This window comes from Cuspidothrix issatschenkoi CHARLIE-1 (assembly GCF_002934005.1).
Taxonomy (GTDB): Bacteria; Cyanobacteriota; Cyanobacteriia; order Cyanobacteriales; family Nostocaceae; genus Cuspidothrix; species Cuspidothrix issatschenkoi.
This window is the reverse complement of sequence record NZ_PGEM01000006.1, coordinates 31179-55745: the sequence shown is the minus strand read 5'-3', so window position 1 is coordinate 55745 and position 24567 is coordinate 31179. Positions and strand designations below refer to the sequence as shown.

Below are 24567 nucleotides of genomic sequence, written 5' to 3'. Positions count from 1 at the left end.
ACCCTTGTAAAGACATTCCGGTGGAACGTCTCTACTATAGTTTATTTTCTAATCTTAATAGCTATAGCTATAAAACCTAGATAGTAAAGGACTTTTCACACCATCACCTGTCATCTACTATTTAGAAAATCACACTTAGGGAAGATTTCTTAAGTATAAAAGTAGTTTTTTTTACCTAAAAAGTGATGATTTCAATACTTCTAATCAAAATTAAACAATGTATATTGTTCACATCACATCTAGCACAGCAGGAAACATCAAGGGAGAAACAAGGTAATAGTCAAAGGTAAATTTAATTTACTGCTTTCTATGCTTGTTGACTTAGAATTTCATCTTGATGTTTCTCTTTTTTTTCTTAATTTAACCAAGTCTAGACTAATTTATACAAATTTTGACACAATTTAGCATATTGTATTAGTTTTCTATTTTTAACAACTAGTTAAGAGTAGGATTATGCTCAGAAAAAGATATAGAAATGATTCTTAACTTATTAAAAGAAGAAAGCAGAATGATTCAGGACTTACGCAAAATAGAGCGAAAGTAGTGATAATTCATGAATTACCCCTACGAAATAATCAGGGTTTCAGTTACATCTTGCGTAAGTCCTATGATTATTAGCCTTGTTAAAAAATTAGAAAATTAAAGATTTTTTCCCCTGTTCCCCGTTCCCTGTTCCCTGTTCCCTCTTACCCAATTAGTAATTTAGCATAACAAGTACTGAAGAACCAATATCATTTATTCATTAATAATACCAGCAATAATTCTTGATCAAAAAATTAGCACTTATTTAATGTAAATATAGCTACTAGCCAATCATTTCCGAGCCAAGTGTTTTAAATAATACGATGTTTTCTGTGACTAATTTTGCAACTAGCTGATTTTTTCCCGGATAGAGTCGGAATATTTAGGTCATATATATATGAGAGGGTTGATTTTTTATTAGTGATGTAACCAAAATGATAATTACAAATTATACATTTACTACCTATTTACTATAAGCATGGGTAGAAAAAATTACTTTGGAAATAGACTATATTGTGATCAATAGATTAATGATCACATCCAGATGTATTGTAATTGAGGATGAGGTAAAAGCGAAGATTGATACTTTAATAAATGCTAAAAAATATCAAAGCAACAAAAGTAAAAATAGGGAAAATAATTAAATCATTATTTGTCACTAAATGCTATGACACAGATTACCAAATTACTAAATATTTTTGGCAATTTGGCACAAAAATAGTCAGTATTTAGGTTATTCTACAAGAAATAGTTAGATTTAGTAATTTTCCGATTAGTTTCTGAGTAGTTTATTAGGAATTTCTGATAAATATCAATGATGAATCATAACTATTTTCGATTTTGTAGATAACTTAGTCAGCATTGATAAACCTGAAAAATTCAACAATAATTGGCGACAAAATCCGTTAAAAATTGATAGTTTTGTTAGCCATGTGTCTGCTCATTTCAAGAATAATTCAGGATTGATAATACTTGTGAAATCAAGAATATAGAGGAGCAAGATTTCAGAGAAATAACCTAGCTGATACTAAAATCCTTCAATTAGAGCTAATTGATAAATTACCTCTAAAATAACAATACCTTGTCCAAATCGAAAAAAGTCTTGATTTGTAGGTTGGGTTGAGGTACGTTCGCGTAGGGTTGCGCTGTCGCTTAACCCAACCTACAAAAAATGGACAAGGAATTGAGATGATAATTAGATTTTGAGTCCAATCTTGTATAATTCCTAATTTTGATCAATCTCATTGTTAACAAATTTAATATTACATTGATGTATTGCATTTTCAATCAACGAAATCTCCAAAATGCTATTTATATCTATCATCAGAGTTACCTATGGGATATCTTTAAAATTGATTATGATGATGTTGGTGGATGTAAGTAATAATCTATTGAAACTGCCAATATCATAGTTTTGGTAATTTATTTACTTTGGTTTTGATTAAGTAAATGAATTTCATATAATGCCCTAATTCCAGTTAATTTATCAAGCTTAATTATGGAAAATATATCACAACTAGGGTTACAAGTTAGAGATAAAACAGCTTATCCCAATATCCTAGTGATTTCGCAAATATTCCGTCCAGAAGAAGCAGTAATTGGTGAATATGTTTATAATCGTTGTTTACAAGATCCAGAGCAGGTAATTGTTTTAGCTGGTGGTTTTGCTGGAGATCAAAAATTTGATCAATCTCAGCAATTTCCCGTTTATCGTTGGTTTCATTTTCCCTCTTGGTGTAATCATTGGTTAATTCAGATTCTGCAATCTGGATTTAATATTGTTTGCTCGTTTTTCCTAGCTATTAAATTATATTTTCGTTATCATTATCGTTATATAGAATGGTGTCATGGTGAGGATTTTCCGGTGTTGTTAGCACTAAGTTATATCTTACCAATTCGCTTTTTTATCTATTTACATGGTAATGATTTACTACGGATTTCTGGTAATCCTCTATGGAGATGGTTATTAAAATTAACTCTCAACCGTGCTAAGGGTATTGTTTGTCATAGTTCTTATATTCGCAATGCTTTAAGAAATACTTTTCGCTTAGATACTCCGACTCATGTTATTAACCCAGTAGTGAGTCCAGAAAAATTTGGTAATCCTACTAGTTTGAGTCATCTTGATGATTTACGTCATCGCATTCGGCAAAATTATCATATTCCCGAAACAGCAATTTTGATTCTTTCTGTGGGTAATTTGGTTAAATATAATAACTTTGATCGGGTAATAGATAATATTCCCGTATTACTAACTATTGGTGTAGATGTCCATTGTATTATTTGCGGTACAGGAGTTTATGAAAACCAGCTAAAATCCCAAGCGCGAAAATTACGAATTGATAACAGAGTACATTTTGCTAGGTATGTACCAGAACGGGATTTAGCGGGTTATTATGCTGCCTGTGATATTTTCGCTATGTTAAATTCAGATAATTATGAAGATCCAACCATAGATAATTTTGGTATGGTTTATTTAGAAGCGGGTTATTTTGGTAAACCTGTAATTGCTTCTTGCTTAGGGAGTGTTTTAGATGCGGTTCATCATCAAGAAAATGGTCTGTTAGTAAATCCCGATTCTGGTTATGAGATTTTACAAGCTTTTAAGCACTTGTGTCAAGATTCACAACTACGGGAAAAACTAGGCCGTCAAGGTAGAGAATTAGCTAAACGCAAAAACTATCATCGTTGGTTATATAGTCCAGAATCTTGCTATTCTTGTTTGTTGAATTAACCACCACCCACGATGGTGACTACTTCTAAGCGATCGCCGTCTTTGATTTGAGTTTCAGTCCAAAATTGACGATGTAATATTTCACCGTTGTATTCTACTGCTACTAAACGCGGATTAAAACCTAATTCTTGCAGTAATTCCGGTAAAGGAGTTAGGGATAAACAATTGCGCGTTTCTCCATTGACTTGGAGACTAATTTGATCAGACATGGAGAAAAAATTTGAATTTAAGAGTTAAGTAGGTTAGCGTTAAAAGGGAATGGGGAATGGGGAATGGGGAATGGGGAACAGAGATAGTTAAGTTGTTGCGTAACAGCTTAAAACACCCTCTAAGGAGTGATACACTTTAAATTACCTAAATTAACTATTTGTTCCTGAGACTGGGGAATAGTTAGCTCAAAATTACAAATACCTCCTTCATAGTCTACATTAGCTGCATATTTTCCCGGAGGAACACTGTCTAAATAAAAATCTCCTTCCTTACCAATAGGTGAGTTAATAATTTGATTATCCACAGTTACATTTAACTGACCATAGGACGGAATTACGGTTTTTCCTGATGTTTCTACCGACAAAGTACCGATAAGACCCTGAATTAGGCGCACAGGAAAAGGCACAACTGCCCCACCTCGAAAAGTCGGAGCAATGACCTTTTCATTAGCATCAATTTTGTAGTTTAAAGGAATATCCTCATCTTGGATTTTCAAATTATTCCCATTATAAGGGCGCAGATTAGTAATTATTAAATTACCCTGAGAATTAGTGCGTCCAATTTCCTGATTATTACTGTAACCACGCACACCCCTCACCCCTGGAACTTTTATCAGTGCAAAGCTTTCAGTGACAGGAGGAGCCAGAAAAACACTATTTCCTATGCCGATAATACTACCAGAGATATTAACAGAGCCACTATTTATACCATTACTGCGGTTGAGGTTTAACTCATAAACCCCAAAGGGAGCGCGATACTGGATATTACCATTGGCGGGAATTTTTTCCTCGTTGGGGTTAACCTGAAGACGGTAGCCCCAGCCATTGCCAACCGGTCGAGATTTTTCCAAGGATACAGTGGAGCTAATTACAGTTTTACCATTGGTATTTTGCCGATTAATACTAGCCCTCGCATTACCTAAAGTATAATTGAACCCGATAAATAGTTCATTTGTAGTTGGTTGTGTAGGTTGGTTAGACTTGGTGAGATTTATAGATAAATCTGCACGGGAATTGAGACGCAAAGTACTGGTAAGACCTAGAAGGTTATTCTGTCCTTTGTCACGGAAGTCAGAGGACGCATACTGCAAACCTAAGCTGAAATTACGGATAGGAGAGATAGAAATAAAAGCATTATTTTCTAAGGTGGCTCTGTCATCTAATGCTTTCAAACTTAAATTAGCATATCGGTCACTCAACAGCCGCACCGAACCACCAAAACCGATATTACGACTAGAATAGCTATAGGTGAGGGCAGCCGCAGTCCCGGAAATTCCTGATTCACTACTAGCGGCCAGGGATAGTTCTAAAGCCCCAAAGGGTAGGGTAGTGATTAGAGTAGAACCACCACTAATTAAATTACTAGCAACCTCCAAGCGCCCGCCCAGGGTCAGGGAGTTAGTGATACCCTGATGATAGCGACCGAGAAAAGCCGGAGAACCATAATTAAAATTATCAGCATCTAGTTTAAATCGCTGTAAACCTAAATTAAAGCTGTAGTCAGATAAACCGGGTTTTAGCAACCCTCCAGCAAAATAAAAAGGTGAAGTGATTACCTCTTCTCGACCCAAAGCATCACGAATTACAACTTTTGTAGAACCACTACCGGAGGGTATATAAATCATGGTTCAAGTTTTACAAAAACCAGTAACCTTTGCGGAATTTGCAGATTGGAAACCAGATGGAGAACCCTATGAACTGCATAATGGAGTAATTGTGGAGATGTCACAACCAACAGGACCACATGAAGATGTCATAGGTTTTACAGCTAGGAAAATAACTGTAGAATTTGATAGATTAAATCTTCCTTATTCCATTCCTAAACAAGCATTAGTCAAACCGCCTGAAAGCGAATCAGGTTATGTACCAGATATTCTATTATTAAACAAAACTAATTTAGTCAATGAACCTCTGTGGCAAAAACAATCAACTGTAACTCAAGCTGCTTCTATTCCCTTAATTGTTGAGGTCGTTAGTACAAATTGGCGTGATGACTACCTAACTAAATTACGAGATTATGAAGAGATTGGCATTCCTGAATATTGGATTATTGATTATTTAGCTTTAGGAGGTATTCGTTATATAGGTAGTCCTAAACAACCTACTATATCTATTTACTTATTAATTGAAGATGAGTATCAAGTAAGGCAGTTTAGAAATGATGAAAGGATGATATCACCAACTTTTCCAGATTTGAATTTGACTGCCCAACAGATTTTTCAAGGTGGTAATATTTGATAAATATTAATCTTTAATACCCAGATCCCCGACTTCTTTGATTGATTGTGTCCATCAATGATAAATTGCTCATAGAAGTCGGGGATCTTTTTGCCTTTAATACCCAGATCCCCGACTTCTTTGATTGATTGTGTCCATCAATGATAAATTGTTCATAGAAGTCGGGGATCTTTTTGCCTTTAATACCCAGATCCCCGACTTCTTTGATTGATTGTGTCCATCAATGATAAATTGTTCATAGAAGTCGGGGATCTTTTTGCCTCACTTAAATTGTCGCTTTTTCTAAGATTAATTTAGAACGCTTCACTCGTTCAGGAATAGCTACAGGATAATTACCTGTAAAACAAGCTGAACAGAAACTATTTGTATCTTCCCTAGTGGTTTCTAACATTCCTTCCCAAGTCAAATAAGCAAGAGTATCAACTTCTAATTGTTTCGCTATTTCTGCAACTGATTTTGTGGCGGCAATTAGTTGATCTTGGGTATCTGTATCTATACCATAAAAGCAAGGATGGGTTACAGGTGGGGAAGATATTCTCATGTGTACTTCTATCGCACCTGCATCACGCAAAGCTTTAACAAGTTTGCGGCTAGTAGTTCCCCGGACGATGGAATCATCAATTATTACCACTCTCTTGCCAAATAAGACATCTTTCAGGGGGTTCAATTTCATTTTAATTCCGGTTTCGCGCATACTTTGGGTGGGTTGAATAAATGTCCTACCGACGTAGCGATTTTTAATCAATCCTTCACCATAGGCTATTCCCGATTTTTGGGAGAAACCAATGGCCGCAGGTATGCCAGAATCAGGTACACCAAATACTATGTCTGCTTCTATGGGTGATTCTTTTGCTAATCTTTGTCCTAAACGTATCCGATAGCTATATAAAGTTTCGTTGTGCATTAAACTATCAGGACGGGCAAAGTAGATCATTTCAAAAATACATAGTTTGCGTTCTGACTTTTCATGCCATTGAAATGATTCTAAACCTGTTTCGGTGATCCAAACTAATTCCCCTGGTTGAACATCACGCAGATATTCAGCACCAATAATATCTAAACCACAGGTTTCGGAAGCGAGAACGTAACGCACCGGATTACTATCTAATGTACCAATGACTAAGGGACGAATGCCGTTAGGGTCACGAGTCCCCATAATACCATCGGGTGTACCAATTACGAGGCTAAATGCACCTTGACAACGTTTAAAGGCATTCATTGCACCTGTTAACCAGTCTGCACCGGAGTTAATTTCCTGGGCGATCGCATAGGCAATCATTTCTGAATCTGTGGTTGTAACTAGGTTAAAATTACTTTTAACTAATTGTTCTCCCAATTGTATGGTATTGACTAAATTACCATTATGTGATAGTGCCAAATTACCTAAACGACTTTCTACTACCGCAGGTTGGGCATTAACTTTGCGACTAGAACCAGTGGTAGAATAACGGGTATGACCAACCGCAAGATTACCGGGTAATTCTTCTAAAATAGCTTCACTAAATACTTGAGACACCAAACCCATATCTTTGTGCTGGTGGACGTGAGTTCCTTCAAAAACAGCAATACCAGCAGATTCTTGACCCCGATGTTGGAGGGCATACAATCCAAAGTATGTCATTTTTGCAACATCTTGTTCTGGGGCGTAAATGCCAAACACACCACAAGCTTCTTCTGGTTTGTCACAGGCGTTTTCACCGATGTTGATGGATTGATCAGAGGTGATAGGATGCTGGGGAATCATGCTGGTTTTTGCTCCTGGTGGGGTGTCGTAACTGGGAAATTGGTAATGGGTAATGGGTAATGGGAAATTGGTAATGGGTAATGGGTAATGGGTAATGGGAAATTGGTAATGGGTAAGAATCAACTTTTGCCTTCTTACTGTCATCTGTCACCGTGGCGTAGCACCTATCACCTTCTTCCTTTTTCTTAACAAATCTTTAACCATCTATCACAACAGTACCGTAATTTGGTTAAGGATTAAACACCAATTGTAAATTTTCAAGCTGTTTATGTGTTTGCATAGATAGTGAGACGTTGAGCGATCGCTTGATCGTAAACGTTGCCCATGTCAGAAATGCTAACCTTAATTATTTCTTGGTTATCAATGGTAGAAACCATTAAACCAATTTCCGAGTCAGCAACCACGCCCAATTTTTGCCAATTTTCTCCTAAATGTTCTTGTAAATAGGATTGCCAAATTTCCTGATTTTCAGCACTTACAGAAACCAAGATTCTCGCACCACCTTCACCAAATAGCACTTCATCAAAACGAGAATCATGATTTGCAGAAATACCTAAATTAATTTTAGCCCCTAACTTACCACTTAAACAACACTCCGCCAAAGCTACGGTTAAACCACCTTCAGCAGTATCATGGGCTGAACGCACCCATCCAGAACGAATGCCCTCACGACAAGCTCTTTGTACATTACGTTCTAAAGCAAAATCAACTCTAGGCGGGTTTCCAGCAATTGTATTGTGAATCGTTGCTAAATACTCGGAAGCACCCAATTCAATTTGAGATTTTGGAGTTTGGACTTCGACCGGTCGAAGGATTTTGGATTGAATGGGTAAACCTAAAAGGTAAATTATATCACCTTGTTTTTTCCAACCTTGACCACAGATTTTATCTAAATCTTCAATTAAACCCACCATTCCCACAACAGGAGTTGGATAAATAGGCTGAGGATTTCCCTGATTATCAAAGGTTTCATTATACAAGGACACATTACCACCAGTTACCGGCGTTCCTAACTCCTGACAACCTTCACTTAAACCTCGACAAGCGGACGCTAACTGCCAATAACCGATGGGTTTTTCGGGACTACCAAAATTGAGGTTATCCGTCACCGCTAGGGGTTGCGCGCCCACACAACTAAGATTCCGTGCCGCTTCCGCTACCACTGCCTTAGCTCCTTCGTAGGGGTCAAGATAAACATAACGAGAATTACAGTCTACCGTAGCCGCAACACCGGATTTTAGATTTTGGATGCTAGATTTTAGATTGGGGTTTGCTTCTAAAGGACGCAAACGCACTACAGCAGCATCCGCACCACCAGGCAACAACACAGTATTATTTTGCACCTGATGATCATATTGCCGATATACCCAACTCTTAGAAGCAATGGTAGGTGTACCCAGCAAAGTTAATAAAACATCTTGCCAAGATTGCAACTTGCCATTAACTTCAATCCCGGTAATATCACAGTTAGGTAAACTGGCATCAGTCCATGCCCAAGCCGTTCTTGCATATTCGGGAGGTTCTGATAATAGTTCCCGTTCATATAAAGGCGTATTTTCTGCCAAAGCATCAGCAGGAATTTCCGCCGCTATTTCCCCATGAAACAAAATCCTGACAATGGGTTCCTCAATAACCGTACCCGCAACTACAGCTTGCAGTCCCCAACGGTGGAAAATATCAATTAATTCCTGTTCTCGTCCTTTTTGGGACACAAACAACATTCTTTCTTGAGATTCGGAAAGCAGATATTCATAAGGTACCATTCCCAACTCTCGCGATGGAACTCTGTCTAGGTTAAATTCAATACCTACGCCGCCCTTAGCAGCCATTTCCGAAGTAGAACAAGTTATACCAGCAGCACCCATATCTTGAGCCGCTACCACCGCCCCGGTTTTAAAGGCTTCTAAACAAGCTTCAATTAAGGATTTCTCTAAAAATGGATCGCCTACTTGCACCGCAGGACGGTTATCCATTGACTCATCGGTTAATTCAGCACTGGCGAAACTCGCGCCTCCCATGCCATCCCGTCCGGTGGTTGAACCGACATATAAAACAGGGTTGCCAATTCCCGCAGCGCCGGATTTTACGATTTCTGATGTTTCCATTAATCCCAGTGCCATGACGTTAACTAAGGGATTTCCTGAATAAGCTGGGTCAAAATAGACTTCACCACCAACTGTGGGAACACCGACACAGTTACCATAATGGCTTATACCCGCTACAACACCGATAAACAATCTTTGGGTTTTCGGGTCATCTAAACTACCGAAGCGGAGAGAATTTAATAGGGCAATGGGACGCGCCCCCATTGTAAATATATCTCTTAATATACCTCCTACACCTGTCGCAGCACCTTGGAAGGGTTCAACGGCGGAAGGGTGGTTATGGGATTCTATTTTAAAGGCTAGTTGCAATCCATCTCCTAAGTCTACAACTCCAGCATTTTCACCGGGTCCTACCAGGATGCGGGGGCCTGTGGTGGGAAACTGTTTGAGGAGAGGACGGGAATTTTTATAACAACAATGTTCTGACCACATTACTCCAAACATACCTAATTCGGCTTTGTTGGGATGACGGCCTAGGCGGCGGACAATGTCGGTATATTCTTCTGGTTTAATGCCTTCTGAGGCGATTTCTTGGGGAGAAAAGGGACTTTCGGAAATGGTGGTCATGGTTTGTTATGCACCAAGAGGACAGATGATTATTTTATCTGGTTAAGCATCACTAACAACGCCGGGCATTTAAACAACACCATTCTTTGCGTTTCCAGAGAGTAGCAACTATCCAACCGTTTTGTTCTAAGGCATCTGCAACTCCTTTTGATTGTTCTAGTAAAATACCGCTAAATATTCCCCAAGTGCTAGGTTTGGAAATGGCGGTCATTTCTGGAAGTAATTCAATAATCACATCAGCTAAAATATTGCAGACAATTCCATCTACAGGCTGATCTATGATTTTCTGTATCATACTGACACTTCCTTCCATGGGGATTAAAGCATCAGGTCGTATATCATTGAGAGCGCGATTACTAAAAGTAGATTTTACGGCTAAGGGATCATTATCAACTGCATAAACTTTACCCGCGCCTAATAATATTGCCCCAATACCAAGAATACCTGAACCACAACCAATATCAGCAATAACTAAAGGTTCTCCTTTTTCCTCTGTACCAACGAAGGAGTGCGGAAGTTCACTAAAGCGCATTTCCAGGGATTCTAAACATAATTGGGTGGTAGCGTGATTACCCGTACCAAATGCTACGCCTGGATCTAAGCGAATTACTAGGCGGTCCATGGATGTGGGTAAAGGCAACCAAGCGGGGTTAATGAGGAAGCGATCGCCTATTTCTTCAGGTTGCCAATGTTGTTTCCAGCTACTAGACCAGTCTTCCTCGTCAATTAAACCCCAATGGAGTATGGGGGATGATAGTCCAACACATAGCGCATCTTGACGGAGTGATAATGATAAAGCTGCTAAATCTAAAAGTTGTGCTTGAAAGCTGGGTAAATAGGCTTTAACTAGTAAGACATTGCCTTTAATTTCTACTGCTGTACCACGACAGCCAAAATTTTCTAAGCGCCAAAATATAGTATCTTCTAAATCTAGTTCCGATAAAATATGCAGTTCCCACCAAGTATTTGCCATAGAATTTTAGATTTTAGATTTTAGATTGGTAATGGAAAGGAAAAACAAACTATGATTTTTGTGATGAAGATGATGGATGTGAACTACCCACACTGATTCGGAGTACCAAATTCAGTGGGGGACTTACGGCGTAGTAGTTAAAGGGTGACTGTATAAGCATCCCGAATGCCGGGTAATTTTTTAATTTCCTCTAAAATGCCATCGGGTAGGGGATCATCAATGCTCAAAGCCATTACAGCATCACCACGAACGATTTTTCGACCGACCTGCATACTGGCAATATTGACATTAAAGCTGCCGAGTAGAGAACCGAGTTTACCAATAATACCTGGGACATCACGGTGCAGGGTAAACAGCATATATTTGCTGGGAGGAACGTTAATGGGGAAACCATCAATGTCAGTGAGGTGAATTTCCTTATCACCTAATAAAGCACCAGTGACAGAATGTGTACCTAAAGTACCTGTGGCTTGGAGATGTAATGAACCGGCATAATCTCGCGCTGAAGCATCTCTAGTTTCAATAACGCGTATACCTCTTTCTCTAGCTTCTATATTAGCGTTAACATAATTTACCCGTTCCCGCAGGGCTTGGTAAAGTAGTCCTTTGAGGGTGGCGATAATTAGGGGTTGACTCTTGTTAGTTGCTAGTTCCCCTTGTAGCGTAATATTAAGTGTTTCTACTCGACCGCCGGTGAGTTGACCAACTAAGTTACCCAAGGTTTCGGCTAATTCCATGTAGGGCTTGAATTCTTCTAGGATGTCGGGGCCAAGTCCAGGAATGTTGACAGCAGAGCGGGCAGGTAGTCCTAATAACACATCCCGAATTTGTTCAGCCACATCTATGGCGACGTTAACTTGAGCTTCAGCAGTGGAAGCACCAAGGTGGGGAGTGAGAATGACATCTTTACCGAGCGATCGCAATTCTGATTCACCCAATGGTTCGGCATCAAATACATCCAAAGCTGCCCCAGCAATGACACCATCTTTAATGGCTGCTGCTAAAGCCGCTTCATCTATAATCCCACCTCGAGCGCAGTTAATAATTCTGGTGGTGGGTTTCATTAACGCCAAAGTTCTAGCGTTGATTAAATTAGCAGTTTCCTTAGTTTTGGGAATATGCAAGGTGATATAGTCAGCTTGCTGGAATAGCAAATCTAACTCGACTAATTGACAACCCAGTTGTTCGGCTCTTTCTGCGGAGATAAATGGATCATAAGCCAGGAGTTTCATTCCCATAGCCTTGGCTACAGAGGCAACGTGAGAACCAATTTTGCCTAAGCCGACAACGCCGAGAGTTTTTTTGTATACTTCTGAACCAACATAACTTTTGCGATCCCACTCACCACGTTTAACGGAAGCATTAGCATCAGGAATGTGACGAGATAGGGATAACATCATTGCTAGGGCGTGTTCTGCGGCGGCAATGGTATTACCTTCAGGGGAATTGACGACAACTATTCCTTTGCGAGTGGCTGCGGGAACATCAACGTTATCCACACCCACACCAGCACGGCCAATAATTTTTAATTTCGTGCCAGCTTCTATAATTTCTTGAGTAACGCGAGTACCAGAACGAATCATTAGCGCGTCATACTCACCAATAATGGCTTTAAGTTCATCTGGCTTGAGAGTGGTTTTAACATCAACTGTAGCCACTTGAGAAAGAATATTAATACCAACTTGATCAATGGGATCGGAGACAAGAACCTTGGACATAATGACTTAATTTTAATGGACAGGTTTTGCTATACAAGACTTTTTAGTTTAGTGCTTATCTGTGGCACTTGTGAAAAAATTATGGAATTTTAGATTTTGGATTTTAGATTTCACATTTGTAAGAATTCAGGAGTTCAGGAGTATGGCTAACGCCACACTCTGCCATCAGAATGAAGAATGAAAGGTGAAAGACATCTTTCTTGTATCTTCCCTGTTCCGTGAATTCCTACTTGACAAACTGAAACTTAAAAATCATACAGGATAAGGCGTTTCCTCTTGCCTCCTACCTCATACCTCCTGCCTCCTGCTATATCATCGAGAAATCCGCACTCTAAATCTCTCAAACATCGCGTTAGGATGTAATACATTAACGGCATAGTTTCAGGCGATCAGTAGCTATGAACAATTCTCCCATCAAGGCTGTGCAAGCCCCCTATTACGGCGATAGCTCCTACCGGACACCGCCACCAGATTTACCCTCTCTACTATTGAAGGAGCGAATTGTTTATCTCGGTATGCCATTAGTTCCTGCTGTTACGGAATTAATCGTCGCTGAATTGCTGTATTTGCAGTCTGATGACCCCGAAAAGCCCATTAAAATCTACATCAACTCTACAGGTACTTCTGGTTACAGTGGCGAACCTATCGGTTTTGAAACCGAAGCCTTCGCTATCTATGACACTATGAAATACATCAAGCCTCCCATTCACACCATTTGTATCGGTTCGGCAATGGGTATGGCAGCAATGATTCTTAGTGCCGGGACAAAAGGCTGTCGTGCTAGTTTGCCCAATTCTTCGATTATCCTGCACCAACCCAAGAGTTACGCCCAAGGTCAAGCAACGGATATTCAAATTCGCGCTCAGGAAGTTTTGGCCAATAAAGCTTCAATGCTTGATATTCTGTCTCGCACTACGGGACAGACATCAGAAAAAATTAGCAAGGATATGGATCGTCTGTTCTATATGACTCCCTACCAAGCCAAGGACTACGGCTTAATTGACCGAGTTTTTGAGAAGGAAGAACTCGCCAATCCCCCCCTACCGGCAAGTGTCCTTTAAGGCATGAGGTAAGGGGCAAGAAGATATAGCCTCACCTGACAACTGACAACTGACCACTGACAAACGGAGTACCACAAATGCCTATAGGCGTACCTAAAGTTCCTTACCGGATGCCCGGTGGACAATATACAGATTGGATTAGCATTTATGATCGTCTTTCCCGGGAAAGAATTATTTTCTTAGGAAGAGATGTAGATGACGAAATTGCTAACCAAATTATTGCCGTGATGCTATATCTGGATTCTGATGATCCAGGGAAGGATATTTATTTGTATATCAATTCCCCCGGTGGTATGGTGACATCTGGTTTGGCAATTTATGACACTATGCAACACATCAAGTCAGATGTGGTGACAATTTGTGTCGGTTTAGCCGCTTCCATGGGATCTTTCCTATTGGCTGCTGGTACAAAGGGTAAACGTTTGGCTTTGCCTCACTCCCGGATTATGATTCACCAACCTTCTGGGGGAACTCGCGGACAAGCTTCTGATATTGAAATTGAAGCTAGGGAAATTCTGCGCATTCGGAGTCAGCTAAATCAAATTTACTGTGATAATACTGGTCAACCTTTGGGTAAGATTGAAAAAGACATGGATCGGGACTTTTTTATGTCTGCTCAAGAAGCTAAAGAATACGGTTTAATTGATCGTGTGATTGAAGAACGCATCTAAAAAGAAAAAATAGATTCAAAATTCAAGGTTGAAAATTCCATTTGAATTTTTAATTTTGAATTTTGAATTGGAGCAAAGCAAGATGGATCTTGAAGATTATTACCGTATATTAGGTTTAAGGTCGGGAGCTTCTTTTACTGATGTTAAAGCCTCCTATCGCCGATTAGTGCAGCAATATCATCCTGATATTAATTCAGATGATCTCAAAGCTAAAGATAAATTTATTGCCCTGACTGAGGCTTATAAGTTCCTCAAAACTGTGTTACCACCAGAGGAAATTAAGCCCAAATCTAGAAATGTTAAAACTGAGGTTGCTAGTCCCCCAAAAATGAAAACTGCACCAGCAGCACCAAAAACAACATTTACCTCTGTGCCACCCAATTTACAGGATATAGAACAAAGGTTAAAGTGGAAGACTTATGAACAGTTGCAGCGATTTTTACAGGAAAAACGTTTTCCCCAGGCGATCGCTCTAGCAGAGGCCTTACTGGCACGTTTACCAGCAGATGGGGAGGTGCGTCAATGGTTAGCGATCGCTTATCAAATCAGGGGAAGAGCGTTAATTACGGAAAAACAACTCCCAAAAGCTAGAATTTATCTGAAAAAAGCCTTAAAAATTGACCCATATAATAAAGCTTTATGGAATGAGGTACGGCAGGATTTTCAGCGTTTGGGATTGAAAATTTAGCTTAACCGACTTCAAGCCCCACGCCTGATCCGAAGGGCAGCGTGGGTAGTTTATATGCTCGGTAATAGGCAATAGGTGTCAATCAGTCCTCAATATGTTTTGAAATTGTGGGATTATTTCTCACCATGAATATAATCCACAAAGTAGAATTGAGGAATTAATGAAAGTTTTAACCAAGCATAAACTCCCAATCCTACAAGTGCTGTAATCATCAATGGTAAACCAACTTTGAGACGCATCTCATCAGGCAAAATAGTTACCCCAGATAAAACAATTATAAAATAGCTTAATAGTCCTATTTGTAATCTTTGTAAATTTTTGACCGCATTGCGACAACTACTACAGTGTTGGGTATGTTGTTGATAACGATCTAAAACAACAGCGCGATTTTCATTGATTTGTGAATGGGCAGTTGAATTTATTCCTACTTGCTGCCAAGGTAACTGACTATGACAATATTTATCAAACCAATTGCGAAATTCAATGACTAACCTATCTGCACCTGTTGGTAATTTATAGGCAGTTTTCCAACTTTCACTTATTTGTTTTTGTTTTAAGACATACTCTTGCTGACTTAATAAAATCATATCCCCATCCAAAACTAAATTCCGAGTTTTAATATGAGTCCACCAACGAGGTATGAGTTTATGGGCTGTTTTGGCAAAGTTACGGGGAAATTGTGCCACAATTCTACATTTACCAGGTAAAACAGGAATACAATAAGTCACTAATCCTAGTTTTTTATCTGTGTTGCCAATCTTAATTGTATATTCTAAGCGACAAGGAGGTTGAAAAGTAATTGTAGTTTGCAAACGCCCTGAAGTATTGGCTTCTATCAAATCTGGACTGGATTTAATAATATTAAGAGGTATGGGTTGAGCAGTTTCTCGCTTACCCTGAACCCCATGATGGGCAAAAGGAACATGACTAGGATCAGCAACATTTTCTACTAATGTTTCCCAATCGTATTCCAAATCTCGTACATAGGAAGACCAAACAAATCCTTTTTCTGTATCTATTTGTGGTGATAATGGTAGAGGGGTATTTTCAGCTATTGTCGCTGTTTTCTCATCTGGCCAAACCCAAAGTATATCCTGTTGTTGACGCACGGGAAAGGAAATAATACAAAAATTGTCTTGATTTTTGGAGATAAGTTCTGGGTTTTCTGCTTGGGGAATGCGTTGACAAATACCATTTTCATTAAATTCCCAACCATGATAACTACACATTAAGTTACCTGTTTTAGTTTCTATTCTACCTTCGCTTAATGGTGCAAGACGGTGGGGACATTGATCTAAAAATACTCGATAGGTTTCTGATTTTGTAGGTTTCCAAATTACTAATCTTTTTCCTAATAAGGTGATGGGTTTAGGTTTTTGCGTTTCTAAGTCTTCTATAGGTATGAGTGGATACCAGTGCTGAAAGAAATTAAATTCAGATTGCATATTGCTTCTAAGAGATAAAACCAGTACACTACTGATATTATATTGTTGCAAAAATCTTAATTTATCGAACTATTAAAATTCACCATGGCTAATCCCTTTTTTCCAGGTAAACCAGTTCCTCCAGAACATTTTGTGGGACGCACATCAGAAATTAACTTTGCTCTTGACCTAATTTACGTCCGCAGTCATTGTGCCATTTGGGGTGGACCAGGAATGGGCAAAACCTCATTTTTGCGGAAACTTGCTTCTGAACAAGCATTGCGAGAACATGGTATAGATCCATCCGAGGTTGTCATTGTTTTACTTAGCTGCGAAAACATCATTCCCTTCACTCCTGCTGGTTTTTGGCGCGAGGTCTTAACTATGCTGTGTGATCAATTGGACAGCGAACCGCAATTGCAAGCGGAAATTAAACCCTTACTTGAACAAACAGTTACAAATGATAGTTTACGCCAAGCACTAGGGAGATTAGGGAACAAAGGTAAATTTTTATTATTGTTGGTAGATGATTTGGATGCAGCTTTAGTAAGCAATGATCAATACACAGAAGCGGAAATGGGAACATTTTTAGCCCAATGTCGTAACTTGGCTGTTCATGCGGAAGAAGGTCGTTATCTATCCATGATTGTTGCCTCACTTCAACCCCTGAGTCAACCTGATTGTGGTCCTAAACCTAATCCTAATGCTTCTCCCTGGTACAATCACTACTTATTTCAATCTCTGAAACTATTTACTACGAGCGAGTTGGTTGAACTATTGACAATAATTAGACCACCAACGTTACGGGGCGAAATTATCAATATTACAGGTGGACATCCGACTTTAGTACAAACTGCTGGTTTCTTGCTATGGGGACAGATACAACCCGGTAATACGCCTAATATTAAGACATTTGCTAGGGGTTTTGAAAGAGATACGCAACAAATTTTTCAAACCATTTGGGACAGATGTAGTGAAATAGACCAAGCCTTATTAATGCTAATAGCCTTGTTAGATATGGAAGGTCATATAGAGGAGATTAAATTTAATTTGAGTGGTATAGGACGTATTCTTACCCAACATAGACGCTGGTTGAGTACATTAGAAGATAGGGGTGTAATTACTTCTAGTTCTACGGACACAGGAACATTTTACTCTTTCACCTCATCACTGATGAAAAAATGGGTGACAGAGGAAATTTTGAAGACATCAAATACTTTAATCAAAGATAGAGAAAAAGAATTTCTCAATCTGATCAGTCATGGACAAGTAGGGAAGGTTAAAGAAGTAGTTACTTGGTTGGGAAATCATCCAGAGAATGTAAAGTCTGTCTTAGATTGGATTGCAAAAGTAGTGCCAGTATTTCCTAAATAAACTTTTGAGTAGGGAGGTTTTATGGAACTTCTCTACTAAGTTTATGAAAGATGATTGATGTGAAATTAAATTTATAAGTTGTGAGAACATGAAATATGACTAGTTTCCATTTCCCACCAAATCCTTATATAGTAGGTAGTCAAATTATAGATCCTGAAAAACTTTTTGGACGCGAAGATATATTCAGTCTGATTAATGATAGTCTGGAACAAAGTGTACGACTAATTTTATTTTACGGACAACGACGAGTTGGTAAGACTTCAATACTGAGATTTATTCCTCAAAATATTGCAGCAGCTATTAAAGATGAATTTATTTTTATTAGTTTTGATTTTCAACATCACGCAGATTCACCTCTCGAAAAAATTTTACAGGAGATGGCAAAAAAAATTTTAGGGGATCTGTCAATACATGAAAAATTTTTAGATAGTCTGGCAGATGATGTAATATCTGACACTAATGTTTTCTCTAGTCAATTTTTGCCGACTATTTATGATCACTTAGGTGGTAGAAAATTGGTTTTTCTCTGCGACGAATTTGATGTTTTAAGTGAATCATATACAGATGGTAAGAATTTTTGTGAGTATATTATCCAATTAATAGAGAAAGATAATAAATTATTTATTATTCCAGTTGTAGGTAGGCATATCTCAAGATTACCAAAGTTGATTTCTTTATTGCGTGAAGCACCATATCATAGAATTGGTTTTTTAGATATAGAAAATACTAAAAAAATAATTACTCAATCTGATACAGTAGCTTTAACATATCAACCAGAAGCAATAGAAGCTATTTTCGATTTATCCGCAGGACATCCTTATTTTATTCAAGTTATTTGCTTTAGTCTTTATGGTCTAGCACGACAACGCCATGCCCATAATCCAAGACCTGATTCTTTAAATATAACTGATCAAGATGTTGAAAATAATGTAAATGAAGCACTTAAAATGGCTAAAGGTGCTTTAGAATTCTGGTTTGGACTGACTCCTGAACAGCAAATTATTCTTTTGGCAGTAGCAGAAGCTCAAAAGAGAGCTATTGCACAAAATCTATCTATTCCTGAACAACCACTAACCCTATTAGAAAGATATGGCATAGTGTCAACAAAATATTTGATAAAAGCACACGAACAATTAGTTGAATATGAATTTTTAGATGATACAAAATGTCAAATTAAAATGGGATTAGTTCGTCGGTTGTTATGCAAAGAATATCCGTTAGAACAAGAAATTAAGAATGTAGAAAGCACTAATCAAACTGATGTTAATAATCTTAAGTCAGTAGCAACAAATCACACTGAAAGAGCATTACATCTTTACGAACAAGCGTTACACTTTAATCCTAATAACTTTGAAACTGTAACATCTTTAGCCGCAGAATATTTAAAGATTCAAGATTTAAATATTCAAGCCCTTGATAAAGCCTGTGAACTGTATAACCGAGCTCATTTATTTTATTCTATTAATCATCAACAAGATATTGTTTTAGAGCCTTTATTAAACATAGCTGAACAATATTCACAAAAAGAAAATTTTGAGCAAGCCATAGAGATTTACACAAGAGCTTACAATATTGATAAAGAACGTAGCAAAAACGGACTTTTGAAAACAAGAGAAAAGTATATACATAAGTTGATAGTTAATGGAAAATGGACTGAGGCAATACAACAATGTGAGTTGATTTTGAAAATTGATCCTGACAGCGACTTTGCCCAACAAAGACAACAAGAAATTCATGTCCTCAAGACAAACACCAATAAGAAAACTCAAGGAGAAAATGCTAAACCTACAAATAAAACTCCTATAGCAAATATAAATTGGCTGAAGTGGGGGTTAGCTGGCATCGCGATCGCAGTTGTGAGTTTAGGTATTTCTCCAGGTTTCAGAACTTGTCCAGCAGGGGAAAAGAAAGAATTTGGAGTTTTCTGTGTAGCAGATAATAGTAGAATTAGTCGAGGCGAAAGAACCTTATTTCCTACCACTACTAATAGATTCCGTGATCAAGGTATTCGGGCTTTCCAAAAACGCGATTATGAACAAGCAGCTAATTTATTTAAACAAGCTATACAAGCAAACAGAAATGACCCAGAAGTAGTAATTTATTATAACAATGCCCTAGCTCGTCAACAAGGTTCTCCTTTTACCTTAGCAGTAGTTGTACCAATAGGAACAAATCTAAGTCATGCTCAAGAAATTTTACGTGGTGTAGCGCAAGCACAAGATCAATTTCGTAAAAATAAAGGACTTAATGGTAGGTTACTAGAGATAGTCATTGCTAATGATAGTAACAAGGATCAAGCTAAACAAGTAGCCAAAGAATTAGTGAAAGATACTTCAATACTGGGAATAATTGGACATAATTCTAGTGATGCTACTCAAGTTGCATTAGAAGAATACGCAAAAGCAGGATTACCAATTATTTCACCAACTAGCACTAGCATTTTACTAAATAACCCAGTTTTCTTCAGAGCGGTTTATTCTGATGAAAGTGGAGGTAGAAAACTCGCTGAATATGCTTATAAGAATTTGCAATTAAAAAAGGCAGTAATTTTTGCCAACCCTAAAAGCCCCTATAGCAATAGTATCAGAGAGATATTCACAAATCAATTTGAAAAATTAGGGGGTGAGGTAATTCGTAAACCGATGATTGATTTAACTGCTACTACATTTGATGCTGAGAAAGAAGTTGCTAAAAGCGTATATGGTGATGAAGCAGAAGTAGTGCTTTTGTTCCCAGATACACAAAGCACTGGTATTGCAATTAACATTGCTAAGGAGATTAGCTCTAGGAACGAAAGACTCAGAAATAGTCCTCAAAATCCGCCAATACGACAATTAAAAATGCTAAGTGGAGATACTCTTTATAATAATGAAACTTTAGCTAGAGGTGGTAAGGATTTAGAGGGTTTAATAATTGTCATACCCTGGTTTAGAGAAACATTACAAGCTAAACCTTTTGCCCAAGCATCAGATAAAATATGGGGAGGAGGTATTAGTTGGCGGACTGCAACTAGCTATGATGCAACTCAGGCTTTTATTAAAACTTTATCTAACAATCCATCACGGACTACAGTACTAGAAGGATTAGAAAAAGTAACCCTCAATAGTAGTGAAACATCAGGCTATCCACTTAAGTTTACAAAAGAAAGAGAACGTCAAGGTGAATCTATTCTTGTGCAAATTAAGGATGGTAAATTTGTAGAAATTAAATAAGAGGGTGTTTGAAAAGTCCATCATGATGTATCAAATATTTTTAGATCCCCCTAGATCCCCCAAGTTTGAGGGACTTTGAAGTTCTTATTCCCCCAGAATTGGGGGTTAGGGGGCATTAAAACCCTATTAGGCAACCTGATTAGACTGTAGACCGTAGCCTTAGCAAGGGGGGGGTTAGGGGGTATCTGTAAGTGCCTAAAATCACAACTTAAAACTTTTCAAACAACTTCTAAGTAATTTAACTGATGAAATTAATACTTGAGATGTGTTATCATAGTGGTTTTTCAGAGGTATTGTGAAAGGATGATTACTTTTCCCAAACATCAAAGAAATCCTTATATTGTTGGCCGTCCTATTGACCAACAACTTTTGTTTGGACGGGGGGATGTGTTTTCCTCTATTACCACTCATCTTCAACAGCAGCAACAAATCATCGTATGCTATGGACAAAGACGTATTGGTAAGTCATCTGTCCTGAGAAATATCCCTCGAAAATTGCAGGATTTGAACGAGTTTGTTTTTGTTAGGTTTAGTTTAGACTATTACTCTCAAGAACCACTAAGCAAGATTTTAGCACATTTAGCGCAACAAGTGGTCAGTGACCTGTTTTTAGATGAAGAGAATATAAAATTACCTGTAATTACAGACTTGGAATCTGATTCTCAAGTTTTTTTAAATAAATTTTTGCCCCAGGTGTATCAATTAATACAAAATAAAAATATAGTATTTTTACTTGATGAATTTGACGTATTATTAAATAATGATCATCCAGAATTATTAAGACATTTTAATAAATCTCTTACTAAAATAATCAGCACTAACAATAAACTATTTTTCATTTTATTTATAGAACAAAAATCAATAAATAATCCTAAAACAAAACAAATTTTTAAAGATGTACCTGCAATAGAAATTGGGCTATTAGATGAGAACAGTACCAAAGATTTGATTATTAAACCAGCCGAAAATATCCTTGAGTATGAAGAAGATGCAATAAAAGAAATTTTTAATCTATCAGCAGGACATCCTTATCTTATTCAGGCAATATGTTTTAGTATTTTTGGTAAAGCGCGAGACAATGATAATTGGAGAGTTAATCGAGAAGACGTAGAAGCTATTATAAATAAGGTAGTTGAATTAGCAGGGGCTGGTTTAGCTTGGTTTTGGGATGGATTTTCTATTGCAGAAAAAATTGTTTTTTCAGCAATTGCAGAATCTCAAGAGACTTCAGAAAATTATTTAGCAATAATAGCAAGATTAACAAATGAGCTAGATAATAAATTAATTATAGAAACAGAACAACTTCTAAAAACTAATGGTTTTTTGGATGAAACAGGAGAGAAAATTAAAATAGAATTAGTGCGGCGTTGGATTATACAACATCATCCACTAAAAGAAGAAATTTATTTTGAATTGGATAAATTGAACCTTGATCAAAAAAAAAATCAAAGTAATCTAGAATTATATCTAACAGCAGTTAGTGATAAAAATAATGTTTCATTTTTTGAAGATGCAAATCAAGTTAAATATGAAATAATCAAATCACCAACAAAATTATCAGAAAATAGGTCATTAAATATAAATATATTAAGTAACCGTCAAAAGGCATTTTCAGTAGTTACTCCACCAAATCCAAAGCTGATTATTTTGCCGGCAATAGTTACCTTATCATTAATTATTTCTAGTATTATATTAGTTAAACCTACCAACTTTATATTAGTTGAACCTACTAACCCATGTCCAGCAGGTGAAAAACTGGACTTTGGAGTTTTTTGTGTAGCAGATAATAGTAGAATTAGTAGAGGCGAAAGAACCCTATTTCCTGCTAATACTAATACATTTCGTGATCAAGGCATTCAGGCTTTCCAAAGAGAAAATTATCAAGAAGCAGCGGATTTATTTAAAAAAGCCATAGGAGCAAACAGAAATGACCCAGAAGTAGTAATTTATTATAACAATGCTCTAGCGCGTAAAGCAGGTTCTCCTCTTACCTTAGCGGTGGTTGTAGGAAGTGCTGAAGGGGTATTACGTGGGGTAGCTCAAGCACAGGATCAATTTAATAGAAACAACGGCCTGACAGGTAGATTACTAGAAATAGTTATTGCTAATGATAACGACGATCCAATACAATCTCAACAAATAGCTCAACAACTCGTTAAAGATGATTCAATATTAGGAGTAATAGGACATAATTCTAGTGATGCTACCAAGGCAGCATTACCAGAGTATGAAAAAGCCGGATTAGCAGTTATAGCTCCTACCAGCACCTCCATTTTTTTACTCCAAAATCCGGTTTTTTTTAGAGTTGTTTATTCCGATAAAGCTGCGGGAAAAGCACTGGCTGAATATGCTTTTAATAACCTGAAAGTGAAAAGAGTAGTTGTTTTTAGAAATCCTGAGAGTATTTACAGTAATAGTATCAGAGAGGTATTTACCCGTCATTTTGAGAACCTAGGAGGTAAGGTAGTTCGTAATGTTGATATAACTGCTAGTTCATTTGATGCAAAGAAAGAAGTAGCTGAAAGTGTGGATATTAATAAAGCACAAGCAGCTATACTATTGCCAAATACGCAAATTACTGATATTGCTATTGAGATTGCTAAGGAGATTACCAATAAAAATGAGCAACTCAAGACCCAAAAACTGGAAACACCAGAATTAAAGATGTTAGGTGGAGATAGTCTTTATAAAAGAACAACTTTAGAGAGAGGTGGTAAAAATGTAGAGGGCTTAATAATTGCAGTTCCTTGGTTTAAAGATCAACCAGAAGCTAAATCTTTTGCTCAAAGAGCAGAAAAACAGTGGGGAAGGGATATTAGTTGGACAACTGCAACTAGCTATGATGCTACTCAGGCTTTTATTAAGTCTCTATCTGGGAGTTCGACAAGAACTACAGTATTAGACAGCTTGAAAAACGTTAATCTTCCTATGGGGAAAACATCAGGTTCTCCACTTCAGTTTACACCAGAAAGAGAACGTGAGGGTCAGGCTGTACTAGTGCAAATTAAGGATGGTAAATTTACAATGATTCCCGATAAGTAAATCAGATGATGAGAAAATTGTATGTCTGATGCTGTAATTACTGTGACTGTAAAGTTATTTGCGATTTATCAAGAAGTTTATGGAGTAAATGAGTTAGTGTGGGAGTTTCCCCATGGTACACCTGTACAAGCGGTGTGCGATCGCCTAATTAATGAACATCCTCAACTCCAAAACTGGCGCGATTTTACTAGATTTGGTATCAATTTACAATTTGTTTCACCGCAAACCATCTTAAACAATCATGATGAAGTGGTGTTAATTCCTCCTGTTAGTGGTGGTTAAGCA

Annotated in this window: 16 protein-coding genes; 9 read left to right on the top strand and 7 right to left on the bottom strand. The window is 37.7% G+C overall.

Annotation, left to right across the window (positions count from 1 at the left end; all coding sequences use genetic code 11):
- Positions 1 to 2020 precede the first annotated feature (2020 nt).
- The gene (locus CUN59_RS01110) at positions 2021 to 3256 is read left to right on the top strand and encodes a glycosyltransferase family 4 protein (RefSeq protein WP_104386107.1); all 1236 of its coding nucleotides are present in this window, start codon (positions 2021 to 2023) and stop codon (positions 3254 to 3256) included.
- Here CUN59_RS01110 and thiS read toward each other — a convergent pair.
- Both thiS and CUN59_RS01100 read right to left on the bottom strand, forming a co-directional pair.
- A complete protein-coding gene (thiS, locus tag CUN59_RS01105; RefSeq protein WP_104386106.1) occupies positions 3253 to 3465 on the bottom strand; it encodes a sulfur carrier protein ThiS in 213 nt (70 codons plus the stop codon). The genes CUN59_RS01110 and thiS overlap by 4 nt on opposite strands.
- A 119-nt stretch (positions 3466 to 3584) precedes the next feature.
- Complete coding sequence (locus CUN59_RS01100) at positions 3585 to 5090, bottom strand: fimbria/pilus outer membrane usher protein (RefSeq protein WP_243406826.1); 1506 nt, start codon at positions 5088 to 5090, stop codon at positions 3585 to 3587.
- Here CUN59_RS01100 and CUN59_RS01095 point away from each other — a divergent pair.
- Positions 5089 to 5703: a Uma2 family endonuclease gene (locus tag CUN59_RS01095; RefSeq protein WP_104386105.1), complete on the top strand. Its 615-nt coding sequence runs from the start codon at positions 5089 to 5091 to the stop codon at positions 5701 to 5703. The two genes, CUN59_RS01100 and CUN59_RS01095, sit on opposite strands and share 2 nt — an antisense overlap.
- A gap of 265 nt (positions 5704 to 5968) precedes the next feature.
- On the opposite strand, the gene purF is transcribed toward CUN59_RS01095, so the two are convergent.
- From purF to serA, 4 genes are all read right to left on the bottom strand, one after another.
- Entirely contained in the window at positions 5969 to 7447 is a 1479-nt protein-coding gene (gene purF / locus CUN59_RS01090) for an amidophosphoribosyltransferase (protein ID WP_104386133.1), read from the bottom strand.
- Between the two features lie 266 nt (positions 7448 to 7713).
- Positions 7714 to 10119, bottom strand: a complete 2406-nt coding sequence (gene purL, locus CUN59_RS01085) for a phosphoribosylformylglycinamidine synthase subunit PurL (RefSeq protein WP_104386104.1) — start codon at positions 10117 to 10119, stop codon at positions 7714 to 7716.
- Positions 10120 to 10171: 52 nt separating this feature from the next.
- Positions 10172 to 11092, bottom strand: coding sequence for a 50S ribosomal protein L11 methyltransferase (gene prmA, locus CUN59_RS01080; RefSeq protein WP_104386103.1), 921 nt, complete (start codon positions 11090 to 11092; stop codon positions 10172 to 10174).
- Positions 11093 to 11229: 137 nt separating this feature from the next.
- Positions 11230 to 12810, bottom strand: coding sequence for a phosphoglycerate dehydrogenase (gene serA / locus CUN59_RS01075; protein ID WP_104386102.1), 1581 nt, complete (start codon positions 12808 to 12810; stop codon positions 11230 to 11232).
- Between the two features lie 398 nt (positions 12811 to 13208).
- Between serA and CUN59_RS01070 the strand changes: the two genes are divergently transcribed.
- From CUN59_RS01070 to CUN59_RS01060, 3 genes are all read left to right on the top strand, one after another.
- Positions 13209 to 13871, top strand: coding sequence for an ATP-dependent Clp protease proteolytic subunit (locus CUN59_RS01070; RefSeq protein WP_104386101.1), 663 nt, complete (start codon positions 13209 to 13211; stop codon positions 13869 to 13871).
- Between the two features lie 77 nt (positions 13872 to 13948).
- A complete protein-coding gene (locus tag CUN59_RS01065; RefSeq protein ID WP_104386100.1) occupies positions 13949 to 14542 on the top strand; it encodes an ATP-dependent Clp protease proteolytic subunit in 594 nt (197 codons plus the stop codon).
- 82 nt (positions 14543 to 14624) lie between these two features.
- On the top strand, positions 14625 to 15230 hold the full coding sequence (locus CUN59_RS01060; protein WP_104386099.1) for a J domain-containing protein: 606 nt from the start codon (positions 14625 to 14627) through the stop codon (positions 15228 to 15230).
- Between the two features lie 113 nt (positions 15231 to 15343).
- Here CUN59_RS01060 and CUN59_RS01055 read toward each other — a convergent pair whose 3' ends face one another.
- Positions 15344 to 16675, bottom strand: coding sequence for an aromatic ring-hydroxylating dioxygenase subunit alpha (locus CUN59_RS01055; RefSeq protein WP_104386098.1), 1332 nt, complete (start codon positions 16673 to 16675; stop codon positions 15344 to 15346).
- An 84-nt stretch (positions 16676 to 16759) separates the two neighbouring features.
- Between CUN59_RS01055 and CUN59_RS01050 the strand changes: the two genes are divergently transcribed.
- The 4 genes from CUN59_RS01050 to CUN59_RS01035 all read left to right on the top strand — a co-directional run bounded on the left by CUN59_RS01050 (position 16760) and on the right by CUN59_RS01035 (position 24564).
- Positions 16760 to 18028, top strand: coding sequence for an AAA family ATPase (locus CUN59_RS01050; RefSeq protein ID WP_104386097.1), 1269 nt, complete (start codon positions 16760 to 16762; stop codon positions 18026 to 18028).
- Positions 18029 to 18123: 95 nt separating this feature from the next.
- On the top strand, positions 18124 to 21240 hold the full coding sequence (locus CUN59_RS01045; protein WP_104386096.1) for an ABC transporter substrate-binding protein: 3117 nt from the start codon (positions 18124 to 18126) through the stop codon (positions 21238 to 21240).
- Between the two features lie 387 nt (positions 21241 to 21627).
- Positions 21628 to 24282 carry an ABC transporter substrate-binding protein gene (locus tag CUN59_RS01040; protein ID WP_165790133.1) on the top strand — a complete coding sequence of 885 codons (2655 nt, stop codon included), beginning with the start codon at positions 21628 to 21630 and terminating at the stop codon, positions 24280 to 24282.
- Positions 24283 to 24303: 21 nt separating this feature from the next.
- Positions 24304 to 24564: a MoaD/ThiS family protein gene (locus CUN59_RS01035; RefSeq protein WP_104386094.1), complete on the top strand. Its 261-nt coding sequence runs from the start codon at positions 24304 to 24306 to the stop codon at positions 24562 to 24564.
- Positions 24565 to 24567 lie beyond the last annotated feature (3 nt).